Source organism: Leisingera aquimarina DSM 24565 (assembly GCF_000473165.1).
Taxonomy (GTDB): Bacteria; Pseudomonadota; Alphaproteobacteria; order Rhodobacterales; family Rhodobacteraceae; genus Leisingera; species Leisingera aquimarina.
On the sequence record NZ_KI421504.1, the window covers coordinates 1,454,100 to 1,474,844 of the forward strand.

The 20,745-nt window shown below is 62.3% G+C and carries 21 protein-coding genes and 1 pseudogene; 19 read left to right on the plus strand and 3 right to left on the minus strand.

Going from position 1 to position 20,745, the window contains the following annotated elements:
* Positions 1-106 precede the first annotated feature (106 nt).
* On the minus strand, positions 107-991 hold the full coding sequence (locus AQUI_RS0111270; protein WP_027257613.1) for a LysR family transcriptional regulator: 885 nt from the start codon (positions 989-991) through the stop codon (positions 107-109).
* A gap of 108 nt (positions 992-1,099) precedes the next feature.
* On the opposite strand from AQUI_RS0111270, the gene gstA reads away from it, so the two are divergent.
* From gstA to AQUI_RS0111340, 13 genes and pseudogenes are all read left to right on the plus strand, one after another.
* Positions 1,100-1,711, plus strand: a complete 612-nt coding sequence (gene gstA, locus AQUI_RS0111275) for a glutathione transferase GstA (RefSeq protein WP_027257614.1) — start codon at positions 1,100-1,102, stop codon at positions 1,709-1,711.
* Positions 1,708-2,088, plus strand: a complete 381-nt coding sequence (locus AQUI_RS0111280) for a nuclear transport factor 2 family protein (RefSeq protein ID WP_027257615.1) — start codon at positions 1,708-1,710, stop codon at positions 2,086-2,088. Before gstA ends, AQUI_RS0111280 begins: the two co-directional genes overlap by 4 nt.
* A 3-nt stretch (positions 2,089-2,091) precedes the next feature.
* The gene (locus tag AQUI_RS0111285; RefSeq protein WP_027257616.1) at positions 2,092-2,313 is read left to right on the plus strand and encodes a tautomerase family protein; all 222 of its coding nucleotides are present in this window, start codon (positions 2,092-2,094) and stop codon (positions 2,311-2,313) included.
* Positions 2,310-2,633: pseudogene (locus tag AQUI_RS29895) on the plus strand (beta/alpha barrel domain-containing protein); the annotation flags it as partial. The gene AQUI_RS0111285 and the pseudogene AQUI_RS29895, both read left to right, overlap by 4 nt.
* The gene (locus tag AQUI_RS27660) at positions 2,620-2,958 is read left to right on the plus strand and encodes a TetR family transcriptional regulator C-terminal domain-containing protein (RefSeq protein ID WP_245596997.1); all 339 of its coding nucleotides are present in this window, start codon (positions 2,620-2,622) and stop codon (positions 2,956-2,958) included. The pseudogene AQUI_RS29895 and the gene AQUI_RS27660, both read left to right, overlap by 14 nt.
* 635 nt (positions 2,959-3,593) lie before the next feature.
* A complete protein-coding gene (locus AQUI_RS0111305; RefSeq protein ID WP_027257617.1) occupies positions 3,594-4,952 on the plus strand; it encodes a serine/threonine protein kinase in 1,359 nt (452 codons plus the stop codon).
* Between the two features lie 11 nt (positions 4,953-4,963).
* Complete coding sequence (locus tag AQUI_RS29240; RefSeq protein ID WP_245596908.1) at positions 4,964-6,313, plus strand: FHA domain-containing protein; 1,350 nt, start codon at positions 4,964-4,966, stop codon at positions 6,311-6,313.
* Complete coding sequence (locus AQUI_RS27670) at positions 6,297-7,280, plus strand: PP2C family protein-serine/threonine phosphatase (RefSeq protein ID WP_035920284.1); 984 nt, start codon at positions 6,297-6,299, stop codon at positions 7,278-7,280. The genes AQUI_RS29240 and AQUI_RS27670 overlap by 17 nt, the downstream gene beginning before the upstream one ends.
* Positions 7,277-8,470: a hypothetical protein gene (locus tag AQUI_RS0111320; protein ID WP_027257618.1), complete on the plus strand. Its 1,194-nt coding sequence runs from the start codon at positions 7,277-7,279 to the stop codon at positions 8,468-8,470. The genes AQUI_RS27670 and AQUI_RS0111320 overlap by 4 nt, the downstream gene beginning before the upstream one ends.
* 88 nt (positions 8,471-8,558) lie before the next feature.
* Entirely contained in the window at positions 8,559-10,604 is a 2,046-nt protein-coding gene (locus AQUI_RS0111325) for a dynamin family protein (protein WP_027257619.1), read from the plus strand.
* Positions 10,601-11,560: a dynamin family protein gene (locus AQUI_RS0111330; protein WP_027257620.1), complete on the plus strand. Its 960-nt coding sequence runs from the start codon at positions 10,601-10,603 to the stop codon at positions 11,558-11,560. The genes AQUI_RS0111325 and AQUI_RS0111330 overlap by 4 nt, the downstream gene beginning before the upstream one ends.
* Positions 11,561-11,625: 65 nt before the next feature.
* Complete coding sequence (locus AQUI_RS0111335; protein WP_027257621.1) at positions 11,626-12,006, plus strand: hypothetical protein; 381 nt, start codon at positions 11,626-11,628, stop codon at positions 12,004-12,006.
* Entirely contained in the window at positions 12,006-12,800 is a 795-nt protein-coding gene (locus AQUI_RS0111340; protein ID WP_035919925.1) for a hypothetical protein, read from the plus strand. The genes AQUI_RS0111335 and AQUI_RS0111340 overlap by 1 nt, the downstream gene beginning before the upstream one ends.
* A 26-nt stretch (positions 12,801-12,826) precedes the next feature.
* Here the strand turns inward: AQUI_RS0111340 and AQUI_RS27675 are convergent, their stop codons facing one another.
* Positions 12,827-14,005, minus strand: coding sequence for an MFS transporter (locus AQUI_RS27675; RefSeq protein ID WP_051371875.1), 1,179 nt, complete (start codon positions 14,003-14,005; stop codon positions 12,827-12,829).
* Positions 14,006-14,095: 90 nt separating this feature from the next.
* Here AQUI_RS27675 and AQUI_RS0111350 point away from each other — a divergent pair, with 90 nt between their 5' ends.
* A complete protein-coding gene (locus tag AQUI_RS0111350; protein ID WP_027257623.1) occupies positions 14,096-15,430 on the plus strand; it encodes an aminotransferase-like domain-containing protein in 1,335 nt (444 codons plus the stop codon).
* 61 nt (positions 15,431-15,491) lie between these two features.
* On the opposite strand, the gene AQUI_RS0111355 is transcribed toward AQUI_RS0111350, so the two are convergent.
* Entirely contained in the window at positions 15,492-16,361 is an 870-nt protein-coding gene (locus tag AQUI_RS0111355) for a glycosyltransferase family protein (protein WP_027257624.1), read from the minus strand.
* Positions 16,362-16,489: 128 nt separating this feature from the next.
* On the opposite strand from AQUI_RS0111355, the gene miaB reads away from it, so the two are divergent.
* From miaB to ybeY, 5 genes are all read left to right on the plus strand, one after another.
* The gene (gene miaB, locus AQUI_RS0111360; protein WP_027257625.1) at positions 16,490-17,812 is read left to right on the plus strand and encodes a tRNA (N6-isopentenyl adenosine(37)-C2)-methylthiotransferase MiaB; all 1,323 of its coding nucleotides are present in this window, start codon (positions 16,490-16,492) and stop codon (positions 17,810-17,812) included.
* 282 nt (positions 17,813-18,094) lie between these two features.
* Positions 18,095-18,667 carry an OmpA family protein gene (locus tag AQUI_RS0111365; protein WP_425411813.1) on the plus strand — a complete coding sequence of 191 codons (573 nt, stop codon included), beginning with the start codon at positions 18,095-18,097 and terminating at the stop codon, positions 18,665-18,667.
* Between the two features lie 11 nt (positions 18,668-18,678).
* Complete coding sequence (locus AQUI_RS0111370; protein WP_027257627.1) at positions 18,679-18,984, plus strand: hypothetical protein; 306 nt, start codon at positions 18,679-18,681, stop codon at positions 18,982-18,984.
* A gap of 141 nt (positions 18,985-19,125) precedes the next feature.
* Positions 19,126-20,136 (plus strand): PhoH family protein, encoded by a 1,011-nt coding sequence (locus AQUI_RS0111375; RefSeq protein ID WP_027257628.1) that lies wholly within the window; start codon positions 19,126-19,128, stop codon positions 20,134-20,136.
* An 80-nt stretch (positions 20,137-20,216) separates the two neighbouring features.
* Complete coding sequence (ybeY, locus tag AQUI_RS0111380; RefSeq protein ID WP_027257629.1) at positions 20,217-20,729, plus strand: rRNA maturation RNase YbeY; 513 nt, start codon at positions 20,217-20,219, stop codon at positions 20,727-20,729.
* Positions 20,730-20,745 lie beyond the last annotated feature (16 nt).

Genomic DNA, 20,745 nt, shown 5'->3' on the forward strand with positions numbered 1-20,745 from the left:
AGACGCGCCATCTGCGCGTCGCCCAGCCGGAAAAGATCAGACATGTACACCGCTCGTTTTCGAGCTCTGAATCACACGGCAAATCGGAAATCAATGCATCCTGACCCTAGGCCGGTTCGGCTGCCCTAATCCTGCTCCAAAGCTCACTTGCAACGACGCCGGGGGGGCGGTCTCTGCGTCTCATCTTGAAAATCATCGTTCGGCGTACAGGAAATCGTTCCAAGTTGAGAGGAAGCAATGCACCGGACTGCCGCTCCTCTTCGGTCATATGGTCCGGCAGGCCACCCCAGCCGAGACCGGCGAGGATCACCTTTTTCTTGGCTGTGAGATCGGAAACGGTCCACTTCAGCCCGCCCGGCAGCAGGTCGCGGCTTTGTTCATGCGCGGAGCCGCCAGTGCCGGCGGCGACCACCTGCACATAGCTTTGCATTTGGGATGCCGACAATGCGCCGGAACCGGCCGGCAGGTTTAGCCCGGGGCCGGCCACTGGCCGTATTGTCACCTCTGCGACTAGCTCAGCTTCCACTTCATCCAGCGGTGCCCCATCCAACGAAGCAAGGGCGATATCCGCCTTGCCCTCCATCAGCCGGGCAATCGGGCCGCCCATCATCTCCATCCGCAGCCGGAGATGGGTGGCCGGGTGACGCCGTCCGGTTTCGGCAAGCGCCGGCAGCAGAGGGTCCAGATCCATTGTGGCGCTGACGGCAATGTTCAATTCCGGCTCTTCCCGGGCGCGCAGCCGGGCCGCAGTGGTTCTCAGACCTTGCATCTGCCGCAGCACACGGGAGGCTTCGCGGTAGAAAATCTCACCCGCCGGTGTGAGTGCCGGCCGGTAGGCCGCGCGGCTGAACAGCTCCAGTTCCAGTTCCTCTTCCAGCTGGCGGATTGTGTGGCTGATGGCTGATTGCGATTTGTTCAGCCGTTCAGCCGCACCGCGGAAAGTGCCGGTTGAGACGATCGCCTCCAGGGCAACAAGCTGGTCGTGTTTCATTTTTTTGCTATATGATCTGTTTTGATAATCATGATTGTGAGAACACAATATTATCAATAAATCATGTCAAGGGGTAGTCAAGAGCATCACCAAGCACAGGAGATAGTGATGAAACTCTACTACAAACCCGGCGCTTGCCCGCTGGCCAGCCATATCGCCCTGTATGAAACAGGCCAATCGTTTGAAATCGAAGCCGTCGATACCGCGGCGGGCCGGACCGCAAGCGGCGCGGACTACCGCGCGATCAACCCCAAAGGCTATGTTCCGGCCCTGGGCCTGGACGACGGAAGCGTTCTCACCGAAGGGGCCGCTGTTTTGCAGTATATCGCGGACAGCAATCCGAAGGCAGGCCTGGCGCCGGAAGCCGGCACCCTGGCCCGCGCCCGGATGCAGGAACAGCTCAACTGGATCGGGACGGAGCTGCACAAGGCCTTTGGCCCGCTGTTCCGCGACGGCACCTCCGAGGCCGGCAAAGACGCGGCGCGCACAGCTGTTGCAGGCAAGTTCGATCTGATCGAGGCGCAGCTGGAGGATGGCCGGGAGTGGCTGGTCGCAGACCGGTTCTCGGTGGCTGATGCCTATCTGTTCGTGGTTTCGAACTGGGCGAATTTCACCGGCATCGACCTGGCCCGTTGGCCCCGGCTGGCCGCGTTCGTGAGCCGCATTGCCGCCCGCCCGTCCGCTCAGGCTGCAATGCGCGCCGAGGGGTTGATCCAATGACGCCCGCCGGCCACAAACAGGTCGGCGCAGTGATGGAGACCTATTTCGATGGCCTCCATCACGCCGACAGTACAATGCTGCGCAAGGTGTTTCACCCGCAATTGGCCTATGTCTGCGCCACCGAAGATGATGAACTGTACTTGGATCTTGAAACCTACATGCGCCGGGTGGACGGACGGGAGCCGCCGGCCAAGCGCGGCGACCCGCGCGAGGAGGAGATCCAGGAGATCGCCTTTGCCAGCGACAGGCTGGCCCGTGTCAGCGCCCGCATGACCATGATGGGCCGGGACTTTCATGATCTCTTGACCCTTGTCCGCCACGGTGCCGAATGGCGCATCGTCGCAAAAGTGTTCTCCTATGTTCCGCGAAAGGACTGAGCGATGCCTTATGTGAATATCAAGGTGACCCGCGAAGGCGGCCCTGACGGCACTGGACCGAGTGCAGACCAAAAGGCGCAGTTGATCACCGGGGTTACCGGCCTGTTGCAGGACGTTCTGGGCAAGTCCCCGGCGACCACATTCGTGGTGATCAACGAAGTCCCGCTGGAGGATTGGGGTGTTGGCGGCCTGCCGGTGCAGGAGTACCGGAAGCAGGCGCAATGAAGACGCGGCTGACAGAGGCGCTGGGGATCACCTGCCCGGTGATCCAGGCGCCGATGGCCATCGCTGCGGGTGCGCGCGCGTGGGTTGCGGGCTGATCACCTGGAAGCTTGCGGAACAGCGACCGGGTGCTAGCGTGCGATCCGGCGGCTCTGTTCCTGTCCTTTGGCAATCCGGCGCCCTTTGCGCCAGCGATACGGGACGCCGGTGTGCCGCTGATCTGCCAGGTCCAGACACTGCGCGATGCCCGGCAGGCGCTGGGCTGCGGCGCAGACATCATAGTCGCCCAAGGGGCGGACGCCGGTGGCCATGGCGAAGCGCGCTTTGGAAGAAGAAGCAACGGCTGCGAAAGCCCTGCACCGCTATGTGTTTGAGGCCATCGAGGCGTTTTCTTGTAAAGAGAGATCCAGAGGCTGCTTGCTGGTCAGTGCCGCAACCAATTGCGGTGCCGCCAGCACCGGTGCGCAGAAACTGCTCGCTGGATACAGGCAGGCCAGCGAGGCATTGATCGCCGCCTGCATCCAGCGCGGTATCGAAGACGGAGACATGCCGCCAGCAAGTGATCCGGATCTTTTGGCGAAATACTTTGCAGTTCTGATTCAGGGACTTGCCGCGCAAGCCCGCGATGGCGCCACAGCTGATGCTTAGCACAGCGTGGCTGAACTGGCGCTGGGTCAAGTTGCGGTATTGCCCTAGGAGACAAGGATGCCGTCTGCTGGCCTTTTCTTTCAAATCCCGGGAACATGCTCAACTGCTGCCGCATCCGGAATATGTTCAGCAGCTTCAAAAAACTCCCCTGCAGACCTGTTTCAAGGCCCGGCCCTGTTCTTGAGCGCAGGTTTGTTTTCCGTGGAGTTTTTTCAGTCCTGGAAAACATCAAACCCCAAAGTTACCTCTGGCTCTCTGAGAGGCGCAGCCTGAGCCGCTGGCGTGCGGCGCTGCAGTAACTGAAAACGCAGCCGTGTCATTGGCTGAAACAAGGCTTCGGAAACCCTCTCTCAAATCGCGCAACCAACACGTTTCCAGCCAGATCCAACGCTTTTCTCACCTGGGCGGCGCACAATGATCAGTTGCACACTCAGTTTAACTAACTTCAACACAAGTAGTTAGGAGCCCGTTAACGCAGTCATTCCTGGTGTCTTGCGCCAATTGCGGCGGGAATTGGGCGCATCTGCCTTGATTGCCCGAATGGCGCCGCGATCCTTCCGCATTCTGCTTCCAGCGTTGGGGTTCAACTGCCCCGCTCCGGCCAAAGCTCCGGCTGCCACAAGGAAACTGACGCTGTGCCTGACGACACATCCTCTGCTGACCCGGCTCTCTCCTGTGAACTGCCCTGCGGCTTCAAACTGCTGCAAGGCCAGTACCAGATCGAGCGGCCGCTGCTGAGCGGTGGCTTTGGGATCACCTATCTGGCCCGGGACAGCCTGGAACGCCGCGTCGTCATCAAGGAGTGCTTTCCGGCTGGCATTTGCCGCCGCAGTGGCACGGATGTTGAACCCAGCACGGCAGAACACGCCAAATCCTGCCGCAATGTTTTGCGCAACTTCCTGCGCGAGGCGCATCTTCTGGCCCGCGCCCGGCATCGCGGCATCGTTGGCGTGCATCAGGTGTTCAAAGAAAACCAAACTGCTTACATCGCAATGGAGTTCGTTGACGGTCTGGACTTGCTGACCGTGCGTGAGGACCAGCCTGAACGGCTGACCGGGTCGCTTCTGAGGCACGTTCTGGGACAGGCGCTGGAAGCGCTCGACTGCCTGCACGGGCAAGGTATTTTGCACCGTGACATCTCACCGGACAACTTCATCCTCGGTAAAGATGGAAGCCTCACGCTGATCGACTTCGGGGCCGCTTGCGGCAGTCTTCCCAATGACGATACCGCGCTGCCGTTGCTGCTGGCGGTCAAGGATGGCTATTCCGCGCATGAGTTGTACAGGCCCGAGTTGCCTCAGCGTCCGGCCTGTGACCTCTATGCGCTGGGCGCGACGCTTTATTACCTGATTACCGGAGAAGTGCCGGCAGGCAGCCAGCAGCGGCTGACCGCAGTGATGGCGGGAGACCCGGATCCTTGCCAACCGCTGCTGGGCAGACCGTGGAACGCGGATCCTGCGGTGCTGGCCACTGTGGATATGGCAATGTCCGTGCTTCCAGCGGAGCGGTTCCAGTCGGCGCGCGACTGGGCAGGTACGCTGGCCGAAGACGATTACGAAATGCAGAACGCTGCGGAAGTAGCCATTCAGCTGCCCGGCACCGATGCGCCAGCGCCGGCAAACAGTGCCAACCTGGATGCCGTCATTTCCGATCTGGTCGCGACAACCAACGGCAGTCTGACACCTGGGCAACCGCGTTCGGTCAGGCAAAAGCAGGCCCCGCCTGCCAGCAAACCCTCCAAGCCGCTCGGCCAACTGGTGAATATCTTCGGCGAGCCGGTCAGCGACGTGGAAGCCTGGCTGGAAGAACAGGATGCAATCCCGCGGCGGAAGAAAAACGCGCCCGCTGCGGAACAGCCGCCCGTCGCCGTATCCGCTGCGGCCCTCCCGGCAGAGCCGGTTTTGGAACTGCGCTGGGAAAAGCCAAGTTTCGCTGGCCGGCTGCGCAATATCTTCGGGCGCCGGCAAAGCAATCCGGAAACGGTTAAGAGCTGAAGGGAATGGGTATGAAATTCATTAAGGATATCATCGGCGAAAAGCGGGAGAGGGTCCGCTTGGACGGTCATGCCGCACAAGAAGCAGACCCGGCCCCGGCGCCTGTGCAGGATGCGGTTGCTCCTGACGTCGTCGAACCCGGGGCAGCCCGTCCGCCTCTCAGCCTCGACCGGGGTTTCCTGCTGGATGCGGTGCCGGAACCCGCTCAGGCGGCATCCCCGGCGGAGACCGCTGCTCCGCTGGCTGGCGACCTGGCGGATGGCTTCTGGACTGATGACGCTGGGCCTGAAGACGCTTTGGCAGAAGGAAACGGCTTGCCTGGCTTTGCTGCAGAGGAGCCGCAGGACCCGGCCATCGCGGCCTTTTTCGCCCGCGAGCAAGAAACCGCGGCAATGCCTGCGGCCGGCGCGAACCCTGGCGATGCCGGTAACTTTGGCAGCCCCGCAGGCGCCGCATCAGACGATTCCTTCGCGCCTGGTGCCGAAGCGCCCGCGCGTGCTGGCGCAGAGGACGGGTTCCGCAACCCGGAACCGGCTGAACCAGCAGCAGACAGCGGCGAACCTTACCGGGCCTTTAAGCGAACTCAAGCCGGCATACATGATCAAGGCTGCGAGCCAGGTGCTGAGGATGTCCTTGCCGCGGCCCTTGCTCCGGTACTTCAGCCTGGACAACAGCCTGAAACCAGCCCGCCCGCCGGCGAAGCACGGCCTGCCAGTATCCTGAGCGGTGTTTCCCAGCCGGCTGCTCCTGCACCGCAGGCGGCTTCTGTTTCCGCCCCGCAACCGGCGCCCGAAACTCCTCAACCCGCGGTCTCCATGGACAGCCCGGCAGCCGCGCCAATTGATGTGCCCGCACCATCGATAGGCCGCGGCGCCAGCCGGGCGGGACGGGTCAAGACCCGCCTGCTGGGTTTCAGCCCGGCTCAAGCCGAAGACAGCGACCCCTTTGCCCGCAGCCAGAAAGAAACCGCACCCGGTTACACCCGGTTTCCTGTCGGCTGGCTTGCTATTGTGCAGGGACCGGGCCGGGGTGCTGCCTTTACTTTGTTCAGCGGCGTCACTGTGATCGGCCGCGGCGCCGACCAGACCGTAAGGCTGGACTTCGGTGACAACAGCATCTCGCGCGACAATCACGCTGCCATCGCCTATGACCCCGAACAGAAAGCCTTCTATGTCGGCCACGGCGGCAAGGCGAACCTGGTGCGCCGCAACGACCGCCCTGTGCTCAGCACCGAAACCCTGACGGCGGGCGACCTGATCCGCATTGGCGAGACCACCCTGCGCTTTGTGCCGCTGTGCGGCGCCGATTTCGGCTGGGACCAGCCGCAACCCGACGATGCTGCCCATGCTGTGCACCGCTGAGTTCGAATATGATGCTGCGACGGCCATCAGCAAGGGCCGCCGCGAGCGCCAAGAGGACGCGGTTGCCGCCGATTTCCTGGTCGGCACCGGCACCGGTTTTGCGGTGCTGGCCGATGGCATGGGCGGCCATGCCGCCGGTGATGTCGCCAGCAAGATTGTGGTCACCGAGGTGTTCAGCGATCTGAAACTGCGCGCGGACGACCCGGGCGCGCTGGAGCAGGCGATCGGTGCGGTGCTGCAGCAGGCTGCCAGCGGCGCCAATGCCTGTCTTGGCGAATACGCCAGCCATCAGCCCCAGGCGCGCGGCATGGGCGCGACGCTGCTGGCTCCGGTGCTGTTCAGTGACCGGCTCTACTGGATCTCGGTCGGTGACTCGCCGCTGTTCCTGTTCCGCGACGGCGCTCTGATCCGGCTCAACGCCGACCACTCGATGGCAGCAGAGATCGACAGGCTGGTCGCCCAAGGCCGCATGGACCCGGCCGAGGCCGCCAGCCATCCGGACCGGCATTGCGTTACGTCAGTGCTGACCGGGGCGGAAATCCCCCGCATCGACTGCCGCAGCACACCTGTCCGGCTGCAGCATGGCGATATCGTGCTGGCCGCCAGCGACGGGCTTCAATTTCTGGAGGAGGAAGAGATCGCCGCCGTCCTCACTGCAGAATGCGGCAGTTCCAGTGCCCGCATCGGTGCGGCGCTGATGCAGCAGCTGGAGGTGTTGAACGCTCCGGAACAGGACAATGCCGCGTTCTGTGTGATCAAACCCATTGACCCGCAGGCCGCCATTCCTGCCCTGAACCAGCCAGCCCCGCCGCCGATGGACTCGCCGGTTCTGGCCCCGCCACCGCCGGAACAGCCGCCTGCGCCGTCGCGTCAGCGCACTGGCCGCCGGGTGATCACCTTCTTGGCGTCAGCGACGTGGCGTTCTGCGCCCGCCGCCGGCCGCAACAAAACGGATGCATCGGCTTGAGCCTTCCTCAGACAGATATCAGCCCGCTGGCGGGCCGGCTGGAACACACGCTCAGCACAGGGCAGCTGCCGGCTGAGTTTTCAGGCTGGGGCAGCCATCTGCTGCAGAGGTTGCGCCAGCCGGTGCAGATCATTGTCACCGGCGGCATTGGTTCTGGCAAGTCGGCGCTGATTGATATGCTGCTGGGGCGGGTAGTCATTGGCCGCAATGCCGGCAGCGTTGTCGTCGACATTTGCCATGGCGATCAGGAATGTGCGGTTTTTGAAACCGCCAAGGGCGCGCGCCTGCAACAGGCGGGTGTTCTGGCAGATCTTGAGGTGCCGGCAGGCACCCTGCGGATCCGCCAGTTTCTGCCTGACCCGCGGCTGCGCACCCACATTTATACTGAACTTCCGCTGGCAGGCCCGCAGGCCCGCCAGCAAAATCTGCTGCAGCAGGCCTCGGGCGCGGCGGATATTATCCTGTGGTGCAGCCAGGCGTTTCCGGACACGGAGCAGGCCCTGTGGGCCGAAATTCCTGACGGTACCAAGGATCACAGTTTCCTGGTGCTGACCATGGCCGACCGGCAGATCATGCGGGGAACTTTGGCCGGGTTGATCAAGACGCTGGAACCGGTTGCCGCAGAAGAGTTCCTGGGCGTTTATCCGGTCGCCGCGATCCAGGGGCTGACAGCCCGGACAGCGGCCGCACCGGCGCATGATCTCTGGCGTTCCAGCGGCGGCAAGCAATTGGCGGATGGCGTGATGCGGCAGGTTGAAACGGGCCGTGCCTCGGACGTGGATCAGGCTGAATTGCTGATCCGCCAGTTTGGCGGCGAAACAACTGGTCCGACCGGCCGACAGCCGGCATTTCCTGCCGCTGACCCGCCGCTGACCGCTGCTGCCGACCTCAGCAGCGCATTGGACCAGATGCAAGCCCGGGCAGAGGAGATGCTGGCAGAAGCCGAAGCCGCAGGCGGCCCCCAAGCCGGTCCGGTGCTGGCGCAATGCATGGAGATGATCCGCGGCTTGTCGCAGACATTGGAGGCAATGCCAGGCAGCACAGCAGTGGAGGCTGCCCGCGAAGCGGCGCAGGACGGAGAGGAAATGCTGATGCTCTGCCAACTGGAACAGGACGAAGACGCGGCCATCGACGCGGTGACGCTGCTCATCCAGCTGAAGAAGGAACTGTCCGAAGACCCCTCGGGGTGATGACCCGCCGCACTTCCTTTCCCGCTGCCTCACCGCGGCCCGGCAGGGCAGAAACACACGCCAAAGCAAGACACAGCAAGGTTCAGCCATGAACATGGAAGCTCAGATCGAGAGTGCCACCGACATCCACGCATCCGCGCGCCCGACCAATTTGAATGCGGGGCTGGAACCGCTCTCGAAATTCGCCCGCAAAGCGCAGCGGCTTGATGCCGCCCTGTCCGTCCTGTCCGGTGTTTCGGGGATGCGTGTCCAGCGCAGCTTTGCGCGGCTGCAGGCGGAACTAGGCACCTTTGAACCCAGTGTCACCTTGTTGGGGCAGGTGAAATCCGGCAAGACATCCTTGGTCAATGCGATGGCGGGCTGGGCCGACCTTCTGCCTTCGGACGTGAACCCCTGGACCTCGGTCGTCACCTCCTTGCACCTGACGCCGGGGGATGCCCGGATTGAGAACAAGGCCTGTTTCCAGTTCATGACCGAAGATGAATGGGACCGGCTGCTGACCAAGGGCGGGCGCATCGGTGAAATGGCGGGCCGTGCCGGCGCCAGCAGCGAGCTGCAAAAAATCCGCTCCCAGATTGAAGAGATGCGGGAACGCTCGCGCCTGCGGCTGGGCCGTAAATTCGAACTGCTGATGGGGCAGAAACACGAGTACGGCTATTTCGATAAAAACCTGATCGAACGCTACATCTGCCTGGGCGACGACTTTGGCGAGGATGAGGGCGGTGCCGGCGAACAAGGCCGTTTTGCCGATATCACCCGCGCGGCCGATCTGTACCTGAACTGCCAGAGCGTGCCCCACCGCCTGTGCCTGCGCGACACGCCCGGCGTCAACGACACCTTCATGATGCGCGAGCAGATCACCATCCAGGCAATCCGCGACAGCCGCCTTTGCGTGGTGGTGCTGTCTGCAGGCCAGGCGCTGACCTCGGTCGACATGGGGCTGATCCGGATGATCTCCAATCTCAAGTCCCGTGAGGTTGTGATCTTCGTCAACCGCATCGACGAACTCGCCGACCCCGCCGCCCAGATCCCCGAGATCAAGGCCAGCATTCGCCAGACACTGGACACGCATCACGGCCCCCAGGACGCAACCGTCCTATTCGGCAGCGCTTATTGGGCCAACAAGGTGCTGACCGGCGGGCTGGAGAACATGGACAAGGCAAGTTCTGCCGCGCTGCTCAATTGGGCCGAAGCCTCGGTCAACAGTTCCCATGCCGAATTGTCGGCCCAGAACATGGTTTGGGAGCTGTCCGGACTGCCTGCACTGAACCGGGTGGTGGCTGAGCGGATCGTGACCGACCTTGGCACACCGCTGCTGGCCCGCGTTGCCGGCTCTGCTGTTACCGCTGCCACCGGCCAGCAGGCGGCACATGCAGTCAGGGTGCAGGGCGAAGGCGGCGCGCAGGCCGGTCTCCATGACACCTGCACCGCATTTGAGAACATCTGCAAATCCCATCTGAACGCACTGGAAGCCGAGACCGCGCAGATCCTCGTCTCCTTCCGCGACCGCGCCGACCGGGCCCATGCCACATTCACCGACCGCGCCACCCACGCGCTGATCGAGCACTTGGAGAAATGGGGCGAGGACTGCCACTGGGAGTATGATCCCGCCGGGCTGCGGATGCTGTTGCGCTCTGCCTATTCGGTGATGACCAGCCGCCTGCAGGCTGCCGCCCAAGCCCGGTATAAGACCGCGGTGCAGGACGTCGCGGAGCTGCTCTATGACGGTTTCGGCGCGGCGGTCGAGGGTATTCAGCTGTCAGTCCCCGAGGTGCCCCCGGCCAGCTCTCCGATTGCGCTGGGGCAGGCCATTGCACTGGATTTCAATGACAGCTGGTGGGCGGCCTGGTGGCGCCGCACCCGCGGCTATCAGGCCTTTGCCAAACGTTTCCGCAGCCTGATTGCCGGGGAAACCGAAGACTTCATGACCCAGCTTAAATTCGTGCAAACAGCAGATGCCGGGGCTGCCGTCCTTGCCCCGCTGCAGAGTTTCTTCGACGACCAGCGCGACATCCTGATGGAAATCGCGGACCACAGCCGCCGCGGCGGCGATGTTCGGGGACTGATTGCCGATGACAGCCGCCGGACACAGGCCGACGACGCCTTGCAAACGCTCAGGAGCTTTACCGAATGACACAGGAAATCGCCATGCAAACTCCCGTCTCCCCGGCTGCCGCACCGCAGCGCAAGCCGCGCTTGGCACTGATGGGTGAATTCAGCGCCGGTAAAAGCACCCTCACCAACCTGCTTGTGGGGCGTCAGCCGCTGCCCACCCGCGTGACAGCCACCCGGTTGCCGCCCGTCTGGATATCACACGGGCCGGAAGGGGCCAGCATCACCGGCACCGATGGCAGCGAAACACCGCTGCCGCTTGAAGACCTTGCTAACGTGCCGATGGACACCACTGCGCTGATCCGCCTGACACTCCCGGCAGAGGCGCTGGAGCTGTGCGATCTTATTGACATGCCGGGCATTTCGGACCCCAACATGCCGTCCAGTGTCTGGCAAAACCTGCTGCCCGAGGTTGACGGCGTGATCTGGTGCACCCATGCCACCCAGGCTTGGCGCCAGTCCGAAGCCGCTGTGTGGGAGGAGATTTCAGAGCGCCTTGAAGGTCCGAACACATTGCTGATCACACATTTTGACAAGCTGCGAAGCTGCCGGGATCAGGACCGCGTGGTCCGGCGTGTCCGCAAGGAAACCGGCGAAGCCTTCGGCGCAATCTTTCCGCTGTCGCTCAGCCAGGCGCTGGCTGCGGGCGAGGATATGGAAGTTTGGAAGACCAGTGGCGCTGACAGTTTCATTGAATATCTGGTGGACATGCTTGTGACTTGGGCACAGCCAAACCACCTTGCGCCTGCACAACCCAATCCTGCGGCTTCTGCACCAAATCCGCAAACGGTGCAGCCGCTAAGGGCTGACGTGCTCGACTTTGGCGGCAAGCGCGACAGCGGCGGACAGCCGCAATTGCAAGAAAACCCTGCCTGCGCGGATACCGGCGACCGTGTGACGCCACGCCGGGTCATCCCGGCCAAGCGCAGCAAACGGCCGGCCCGGACCCGGCCCGAAATCCATCCTATTGGTGAGTAACGGATGATACCCAAACGTCCCGCACCAGAAGGCACACCGGCCCTTGCCGGGAACGGGGGCAACCAGTGACGCTTTCCCTGCAGCTTGATGCGCTGCGGCAGACCGCCAAGGGCTGTCGTTTGGCGGCTTTTGGTGATCTCGGCACCAGCATAGTCTTGCGCAGCAGCAGCGCAGCCAGCCATCCGCAGGAATATCTTGACGGCCTCTGCCAGCAGGCCCGGCTGGGGTTTCTGCTGCTTGATGCAGCTGTGGCGGCCGGTGATACGCAAGCTGCTGTTCCAGCCGATGATGTTCTGGTTCTGACCCCAGGCGAAGCACGTATTTTCGTTCGCGCCGCGGATGGTTCGGGTGATGCGGTGCTGTGTGTCTGTTCCGATGCGGCGAGCGCTGGGCGGCTTGCTGCCCCGGCGCGGGGCCTGCTGGCAGCAATGGCCGGGGAGGCATGATGGCAGACGCGGCTGCTCATTTCCTGCCGCAACGGCCCGGAACAGCCGAGGCTCTGCATGAGGCGCTGATCCGGCTTGCAGATACGCCAACTGCAATCCGTGCCCGCGTGCAGCAGGCTGCGGCCGGGAAGGAACCGCTTGCCGCTGCAGTGCTGCGCGAAATCAGCGAAACCGTATTGCCGCGGGAACTGACCATCTGTGTCCGCCAGCAGTCTGCCGCTGTGCTCACGATTGCGCAGCGCAGGCTTACGGGGCTGACCCTGGGCCGATCCGCAGGCCCTACTGATGAGACTGAGGATCCAGATGCAGCCGCCCGGATCTTTGCCGCGCGGCTGCACACTCTGGACGCCGCTGCCAATGGCGCAGGCTTCACAATCAAACGCCGCCCTTGCAAGGCAACCGATGGAGCGGGCAGCTGTACCGCCAAGATGCTGAGCGACGCCATGGGTGCAGCCGAAAGCAGCAGCCCGTTGGACCGGTTCCATGCTCGCGCTACCCCTCAGGCAGAGGCTTGGATTTCATGCGGGCGGGGTGGAAATCTGTCCGGCAGCGGCGGGCCGGAGGATCTGCTTTGCCAGTTGGAGGCAGTGCGTACCGTCCTCGCGGCCAAGGGTGCTTGCCCCTCCACGGCCAGAATGCCTGCGCCCAAGCCGGAATGCATGCTGCTGCCGGTCTCGCCTCAGAGGCACATCGTTGTGGCCTCAGTCTGCGGCGAACAGTTGCTTTTGACCCTGCGTGCTGACGCGGCAGAAGCGGCACTGGGTATTTGGGCGGAGTTGTTTTCCGGTTCTTGATCAGTGCTCGCGGCGATCAGGCCGAATCAAACAACTCTCAAATCCTGCTCTGGGCCTGTTCGGGTCGGGCGCAGGCTGCGTTTCCAAAACATGACGATGCCCCCCGTAACGGATATCTGCGCGGCGGCAAAAAGAGCCATTGCAACCAGCAGGCCATAGGTGTCGGCCAATGCGCCGCTGGCAATGACCGGCAGAGAAAACCCGCAATAGGCATAGACAAACAGCCCCGCCGTTGCCCGCGCCCTGTCGTCAGGTGCGCGCAGCGACACCTCTGCCAGGGAGGCAAGATAGGTAAAGCCATAGCTTGCCGCGCTGGTGATGCAGGTTCCTGCAAGGACCAGCACCAGTGATTTCAGCCAGACGCCTGCCAAAAGAACAAGGAAGCCCAGCGGGATCAGCACAAATCCCAGGGCAAGTGCCTGGCCGTTGGACATGCGCCGGGCGACAGGCTGGCAGATGAACCCCGCGAAGATCGCCAGAAAGATGACAAGCCCGGTCCAGCCGCCAAGCCCATTGGCGGCCAATTGCAACGGCACGACGGCAATGGTCATGCCGGTTGTCGACCAGGCCAGCGCCATTGCCGCACCGAACACCCAGGTGCCGGACGGAAAGACCGGCAGCCGCAGCGGTGTGACGGGTTTCGGACTGTCCGCCTTGGGCAGGGCCAATGCAGCTGCAGCCAGAACCGGCGCTGCTGCAAGAAGCGCCAGATAGCTGAATGGCAGGAATGTCGGCCCTTGCAGGCCAAGGCTAAGCCCGGTTGCCAGAGCGCCGCCGCCGAAACCAAGCGACGTTGCCGATGTCACAATCAAGGCCGCAGTGCGTGCCCGGCCGGCGCCCAGGATTTCGGCCATATACGCCGTGCCCGCAGTGGTCGCCAGCCCGGTCCCGATACCCAGCAAAACCCGCGCCGCGACCAGGCTTGTCCAGTTCGGGAACTGTACCAGCACCGCTGTTGCAACCGCGCCAAGGATCAGCGCCAGTGCAATGGGAATACGCCGCCCGATCCGGTCTGACAGCCCGCCAAGCAGCAGCAGCGTTGGCATCAGACCGCCCGCATAGGCGGCGAAGGCAATTGTAACAGCGGTGGCGCCGGCATTGTTCTGCGCGGCGTAGGCGTCATACAGCGGCGCCTGCAGGTTAACGGCAAAGGTCACAGTGAACAGAATCACGGCAAGCAAAGCAGCAGACAGGAATCGGAGCATTGGGCGGGCCTCGCAGGTTGACTTGCCTCCGCAATGCCATGAAGTTTCGACGTATGACAATTTTTCTATTGTCCTAATGACAGTGAGCAGATGAAGAAAGCCAGATACATCCGCCTTGCCGATATGCTCTCTAATGCAATTCGCGAGGGCAAACTGGCGCCGGGGGCCAGACTGCCGACGCACCGGACCTTTGCGGAGAAATCCGGCGTCGCGCTGGCGACTGCAACCCGTGTTTACAAGGAACTGGAGCGCAGGGGTCTTGTCCGCGGCGAGGCCGGGCGCGGGACCTTTGTGCGCGATCCTGGTTTGCCCATGACATTGGGGGTGCATCAAACAGCGGCTGAGGGGGTCACGGATCTGGTCTTCAATATGCCTGGCGGGCGTGCGGACGCAGACATTTTGCGGGCCGGCTTGCGGCGGCTTGCGGCGGCTGGCGATCTGGATGCGATGCTGCGCTATCAGCCTCACGGCGGCCGCATGCACGAACGCCGGATCATCGCCGAAAGCCTTGGACCGGCTTTGGGGCGGATTGATCCGGAATGTTTGCTGGTCACCTCGGGCAGCCAGCACGGGCTGGCGATCACCTGTTTGGGTCTGTTTCAGCCCGGCGATGTGATCGCTGCTGATGCCCTCACATATCCAGGGTTCAAATCCGCTGCCGCATTGAACGGTCTGGAACTTGCCCCGGTCGGGACGCAGCAGGGTGTCATGGCCCCGGATGATCTGGACCGGCTATGCCGCTTGCGGAACATCCGTGCTGTTTATCTGATGCCAACGGTCCAAAGCCCGCTGGGAACCGTCATGGATGAAACCATACGTCTGCGTTTGCTTGATGTGGCCCAGCGGCATAACCTCCTTATCATCGAGGACGCGGCTTATGCGTTTTTGGAACCGGACCCGCCGCCCGCTTTCCTGTCGCTGGCGCCGGACCGGACGGTGCATATCAGCAGCTTCTCCAAAAGCCTCGCAACCGGTTTGCGGCTGGGATATGTGATCCCGCCCGCAGACCGCACCGCGGCTTTGCTGGAAGCGATCCGCGCGACGACCTGGAACACACCCGCGTTGATCTCCGCGTTGGTCACGGGATGGATCGAAGACGGGACGCTGGAAAATTCCGAAGAAACCCGCAGGCAGGATGGCGCCGTGCGCCAATCGGTGTGCCGGGAGGTCTTTGGCGCGGCTTCGGTAGTTTCGCATCGCAACGCGGGGTTTGCCTGGTTGCCGCTTGGAAAAGGCGCGCGTGCGGAACCCATCGTGACGCGACTGAAGGATCAGCGCATTTCAGTGTCCGGCGCAGAACCGTTTGCAACTGCCGCCGCAGCTCCGCAGGCCCTGAGGTTGGCGTTTGGCGGTTTGCCGGTGGCAGAGCTGCGCGGCACGCTGACGACGGTGCGCGAAGCGGTTCACGCTGAGAGCTCAGGATAGGGCAGGCCTGCCATTGCGCAGCTTGCAGCCCTGGAGTCTCCGCAGATACCGCCGGCTGTGCCTAGAACCACTGCCCCGGCTCCATCAGCCCCAGATCCAATAGTTGACGCGAATGCCATTCAAACGGCGCAGAGTTATGCCACCGGAAGGTTTCAATGTCGAAAGTGGAGCCGGGATTGCGTTTCAGCGCCTTGGCGGTGCGGAAAGAACAGACCGCAGCGGTCAGGTTGTGATGCCAGGGGCAGGCATAGGTGTTGTATTCCTGGACATTGAAAGTGTGATCCCGCTGCAGCACCAGTCCCGGTTTGGCCTTGAACAGTGAAATCCGGTCGATTTTACGGCTCTTGTCAGGGATATGCTCTTCGAACCGCCACCGCACCCCGCCAAAGAAATCCAGTTGCCTTTCGCGCGGGTGGCCGGTTTCGGGGTCCTTGCGCGACTGGGCATAGTAACCGGATTTGTCGAGATAGGCCGCCTCCAAAGAGACAGCGCCGGGGCAGTCCCCCAGATCGCCGGCATAAAGATCGATCACATAGCTGAGCACCGCCTCACGCCGCTCTTCGGTATGGAAGGTCAGCATTTCACCAATGCTGCGGGTCTCACAGAACGGGTAGAACAGATATTCCGCATTGTAGCAGTAATAAAGCCAGCAACCGGGTTGTGCCGCGGCGATTACCGCATTGACGGCGCCTGTCAGCGCGCCATCGGGGCTGCAGTCAAATGGCACCCGGTGCACCTTGGTGCGCACATCCTGCGGCAGGTCAAAGGCATCCGGCATCAGGGCCACAACGGCCTTGAATCCGCTTTGCAGGTGATGACGCAGGGTGGTGGCGATCTCTACCTCATCCTCGACGAAGACCAGCGCAACCGGTCCTTTGGCCAGCAGCGGCTTGCCCTCTTTCAGGAAATCCTGCAGCGAAGAATACATCATGCCCGTCTGCCTTTTGCCTTTCTGGCCTTTGCGGCCAAAATCGGGTAAATCCCGCCTCATTGCAAGCGGCGGCATTTGTCTGTAAGGCAGGCCGCTGTTTACCCACCCTGGCTGGAAGGCTGACCCGCATGAGTGCCCCGAAGAAGCTGTTTATCAAGACCTATGGCTGTCAGATGAATGTTTATGACAGCGAACGCATGGCCGAAGCGCTGGGCGGCGAGGGGTATGTCGAGACCAAATCAGCAGATGACGCCGACATGATCCTGCTGAATACCTGCCACATCCGGGAAAAGGCGGCGGAAAAGGTTTATTCCGAGCTGGGCCGTTTCAAAGGGCTGAAGGCAGAGAAGCCGGACCTCAAGATCGGCGTGGCCGGTTGCGTCGCCCAGGCCGAGGGTGAAGAGATCATGCGCCGCCAGCCGCTGGTGGATCTGGTGGTCGGCCCGCAAAGCTATCACCGTCTGCCCGAAATGGAAGCCAAGACGCGGGACGGGGAGAAGGTGCTGGACACCGATTTCCCCGAGGAAGATAAGTTCGAGAAGCTCAAAAACCGCCCCAAGGCCAAGCGCGGCCCGACGGCGTTCCTGACCGTGCAGGAAGGCTGCGACAAATTCTGCGCCTTCTGCGTGGTGCCCTACACCCGCGGCGCCGAGGTTTCGCGCCCCGCTGACCGCATCCTGACCGAAGCCCGCGATCTGGTGGAGCGCGGCGTGCGCGAAATCACCCTTCTGGGCCAGAATGTGAATGCCTATCACGGCGCCGGTCCTAATGGCGACTTGACCCTGGCGCAGCTGATCTGGGAGCTGGACAAGGTCGACGGGCTGGAGCGTATCCGCTTCACCACTTCGCATCCCAACGACATGAAGGATGACCTGATCGAGGCGCATGGCACTTGTGCCAAGCTGATGCCCTATCTGCATCTGCCGGTGCAGGCGGGATCGGACAAGATCCTGAAGCGGATGAACCGCGCCCACACCGCCGAAAGCTATCTGCGCCTGATCGAGCGCATCCGCGCCGCGCGACCCGATATCCTGATTTCCGGCGACTTCATCGTTGGTTTCCCGGAAGAGACCGAGGAAGATTTCCAAGCCACCATGGATCTGGTGGAAGAGGTGAAATACGGCACCGCCTATTCCTTCAAATACTCGACCCGCCCCGGCACCCCGGCAGCCGAACGCGCCCAGGTCGACCCGGCCGCAGCCGACGGCCGGCTGCAGCGCCTTCAGGCCCTTCTGACCCGGCAGCAACGCGAGGTCCAGGACAGCATGGTTGGACGCGAAGTTGGCGTTCTGTTTGAAAAGCCTGGCCGCCGGCCGGGTCAGATGGTCGGCAAATCCGACTACCTCCACGCTGTTCATGTCGCTGAATGCGACCGCGTGGCGGGTGACCTGGCCCGGGTGCGCATTATTTCCTCTGGTGCCAATTCCCTGGCAGGGGAATTGATCGGCTAAAGCCCTCGCGACAGTGCGAATCTTCCCAACCGCTTCTCTCCGGGCGGTTCTATTTCCGTTTTTCCGGATTGCGCAGGTGAGTCCCGATTGCATCGGTTCCGGCGACAATTTCTTTTGGGAGCTTTGAGTGTCCCGGGAAATGCGATTAATCTGCGCGGAATAACAATCAATCTAGCAGGTATACTGCATCAATTTCAGGTAGTTTGACTCTTAAGGCCTGAGCGGTGGGCACGTAAGCGGCAAGCACGCTGGGGGAACTTAGGTGAAGGAAATCTGGTTGTGTTGACACTCAATACTAACAAGGCGGTTGCGCTGGCCACCGCTGCTGCGGCCGCGCTCAGCATCGCTGCCGCGCCTGCCAGCGCGCAAACTCAGCGGACCATCAAAGGCGAACGCTATGTTCCCACCATCTGGGTTGACCCGGACGGCTGCGAGCATTGGGTGATGGATGACGGAGCCGAGGGCTTCATGACACCGCATGTCACACCGGACGGCAAGCCGGTCTGCCGCCGCGGCAACATTTGCGGCGTGATGCCGACAGACCAGTTTTTTGCCACCGACAAACATTACATCAATGCTGCAGGCCGCCAACGCCTGGGGGAGTTTTTCCAGCAGGCAAAATCCAATGGCGCCCGCGCCTTTATAATCGCCGGCCACACCGACAGCCGGGCCTCGGATGAATACAATATCCGCCTGTCCGAGCGCCGCGCCGGCGCGGTGGCCCAGGTGGGCCGCTCGGTGGGTGCGCGGATCAACGACGTGCGCGCTTATGGTGAACGCGACCCGCGGGTGCCCAACACCAGCGCTGCAAATATGTCGCAGAACCGCCGCGTCGAAATCTACTGCCTGCGCTGAGGAGAAAAACCATGTTCATCCGCAAGACTGTTTTGCTCCTTGCAGCCGCTGCAACGGTTTCGGCCTGCTCGGAAACCTTTGACAAAACAACCGACCAGCACGTTGCTGACGGCAAATCACTGGACCTGTCGAACCTGACAGCAGGTATCTGGGTCGATCCGCAGGGCTGCGAGCACTGGATCATCGATGATGGCCTGGAAGGCTATGCCGACCTGCGCCGCACCCCGGACGGCAAACCCGTTTGCAACAGCAACCTGCCGCGCAATGTCGCGACCGGTCCGTTCAAGGCGGGCTCGGATTTTGGCGACCCGCTGTAGTACGCGCAGAATGACACACAAGACAGCCGCCCTCCGGGGCGGTTCTTTTGTTTCAATTGAGTGATTTTCCGCTGCTCATGCTTGCGCAAACGGAACAAGGGCGGCAAACTGAAAGGGCAACGCCAGATTGAGGAGATCAGCTTGGCCATCAGTGCCCTGAATGACGCGCAAGACCAGTCCGCAACCCATGAAGTGCTTCTGGAATTTCCCGACAACCGATTGCTGATCGACCTGTGCGGCGAATATGACCGCAACCTGGCTGACATCGAACAGAAACTGGGCGTGCAGATCGTCCGCCGCGGCAACCAGTTGTCGGTGATGGGCGAGGCGACGGCGCGCGACCAGGCGGCAGGCGTGCTGACGGCGCTCTATGACCGGCTGGAAACCGGCCGCAGCGTCGAAACCGGCGATATCGACCGCGAGCTGCGCATGGGTTCCGACAGTCAGGAGGCCGAACCGGACGGCCAATTGCAAATGTTCCGCGGCGGCCGAGTGGAAATCAAGACCCGCAAAAAGCTGGTGGAACCGCGCACCGAAGCGCAGAAGGCCTATGTGCATTCGCTGTTCGAAAATGAACTGGCATTCGGGATCGGCCCGGCAGGCACGGGCAAGACTTATCTCGCCGTTGCGGTGGGCGTTTCCATGTTTATCACCGGTCATGTGGACCGTATCATCCTGTCCCGCCCGGCGGTGGAGGCGGGCGAAAAGCTCGGCTACCTGCCTGGCGACATGAAGGACAAGGTCGATCCCTACATGCAGCCCTTGTACGACGCGCTGAACGACTTCCTGCCGGAGAAACAGGCGGCCAAGCTGATTGAGGAAAAGCGCATCGAGATCGCGCCGCTTGCTTTCATGCGCGGCCGCACGCTGTCCAACGCCTTTGTGGTGCTGGATGAGGCGCAGAACGCGACCACCATGCAGATGAAAATGTTCCTGACCCGCCTGGGCGAAGGCTCGCGCATGGTGATCACTGGCGACCGCTCTCAGGTCGATCTGCCGCGCGGGGTGCAATCCGGCCTGGCAGACGCCGAACGCCTGCTGAAAACCATCCCCAAGATCAGCTTCAATTACTTCACTGCCCGCGATGTGGTGCGCCACCCCCTTGTGGCGGCGATCATCGAAGCCTATGACGCGGATGCTGAACCGGCCTGATGCGAAAGCTCTGCCCGGTTTCATCTTTGTGAAAATACTCCGGGGGTGCGGGGGCTGGCCCCCGCATGTGCAACGGCTCCATGACGCTCGACATCACTATCGAAGACAGCCGCTGGCAAAAAGCCGGGCTTGAGGCACTGGCCGAACAGGCTGTCTCAGCGGTTCTGGCGCATTTTGCATTGGACCCGGAGGACTGCGAAATCTCGCTTCTGGCCTGTGATGATCCGCGCATTGCGGATCTCAACGCCGAATTCCGCGAAAAGGCCAAGCCGACAAACGTTTTGAGCTGGCCTGCCGAAGAACTGGCAGCGGAGGAAGACGGCGGCACCCCGGCGCGGCCCGAGGCCGATTTCACCGGCGAATACCCGCTGGGTGACATTGCGATTTCTTATGACACTTGCGCCCGTGAAGCGGCGGATGCAGGCAAGCCGCTGGGCGATCACACCCGCCATTTGATCGTTCACGGAATGTTGCATCTTTTCGGTTATGATCACATTCGTGACCGTGATGCCGCATTGATGGAAGGGATTGAGGTGCTGCTACTTGGCAAAATGGGTATCGCGAACCCATATATGAGTGAGGACGCCCCTTAAGCGGGGCATTTGGATA

Coding starts and splice junctions, on each gene's coding strand:
- AQUI_RS0111270 (WP_027257613.1), bottom strand. CDS start 991: ATGAAACACGACCAGCTTGTTGCCCTGGAGGCGATCGTCTCAACCGGC.
- gstA (WP_027257614.1), top strand. CDS start 1,100: ATGAAACTCTACTACAAACCCGGCGCTTGCCCGCTGGCCAGCCATATC.
- AQUI_RS0111280 (WP_027257615.1), top strand. CDS start 1,708: ATGACGCCCGCCGGCCACAAACAGGTCGGCGCAGTGATGGAGACCTAT.
- AQUI_RS0111285 (WP_027257616.1), top strand. CDS start 2,092: ATGCCTTATGTGAATATCAAGGTGACCCGCGAAGGCGGCCCTGACGGC.
- AQUI_RS27660 (WP_245596997.1), top strand. CDS start 2,620: ATGGCGAAGCGCGCTTTGGAAGAAGAAGCAACGGCTGCGAAAGCCCTG.
- AQUI_RS29240 (WP_245596908.1), top strand. CDS start 4,964: ATGAAATTCATTAAGGATATCATCGGCGAAAAGCGGGAGAGGGTCCGC.
- AQUI_RS27670 (WP_035920284.1), top strand. CDS start 6,297: ATGCTGTGCACCGCTGAGTTCGAATATGATGCTGCGACGGCCATCAGC.
- AQUI_RS0111325 (WP_027257619.1), top strand. CDS start 8,559: ATGAACATGGAAGCTCAGATCGAGAGTGCCACCGACATCCACGCATCC.
- AQUI_RS0111330 (WP_027257620.1), top strand. CDS start 10,601: ATGACACAGGAAATCGCCATGCAAACTCCCGTCTCCCCGGCTGCCGCA.
- AQUI_RS0111340 (WP_035919925.1), top strand. CDS start 12,006: ATGGCAGACGCGGCTGCTCATTTCCTGCCGCAACGGCCCGGAACAGCC.
- AQUI_RS27675 (WP_051371875.1), bottom strand. CDS start 14,005: ATGCTCCGATTCCTGTCTGCTGCTTTGCTTGCCGTGATTCTGTTCACT.
- AQUI_RS0111350 (WP_027257623.1), top strand. CDS start 14,096: ATGAAGAAAGCCAGATACATCCGCCTTGCCGATATGCTCTCTAATGCA.
- AQUI_RS0111355 (WP_027257624.1), bottom strand. CDS start 16,361: ATGATGTATTCTTCGCTGCAGGATTTCCTGAAAGAGGGCAAGCCGCTG.
- miaB (WP_027257625.1), top strand. CDS start 16,490: ATGAGTGCCCCGAAGAAGCTGTTTATCAAGACCTATGGCTGTCAGATG.
- AQUI_RS0111370 (WP_027257627.1), top strand. CDS start 18,679: ATGTTCATCCGCAAGACTGTTTTGCTCCTTGCAGCCGCTGCAACGGTT.
- ybeY (WP_027257629.1), top strand. CDS start 20,217: ATGACGCTCGACATCACTATCGAAGACAGCCGCTGGCAAAAAGCCGGG.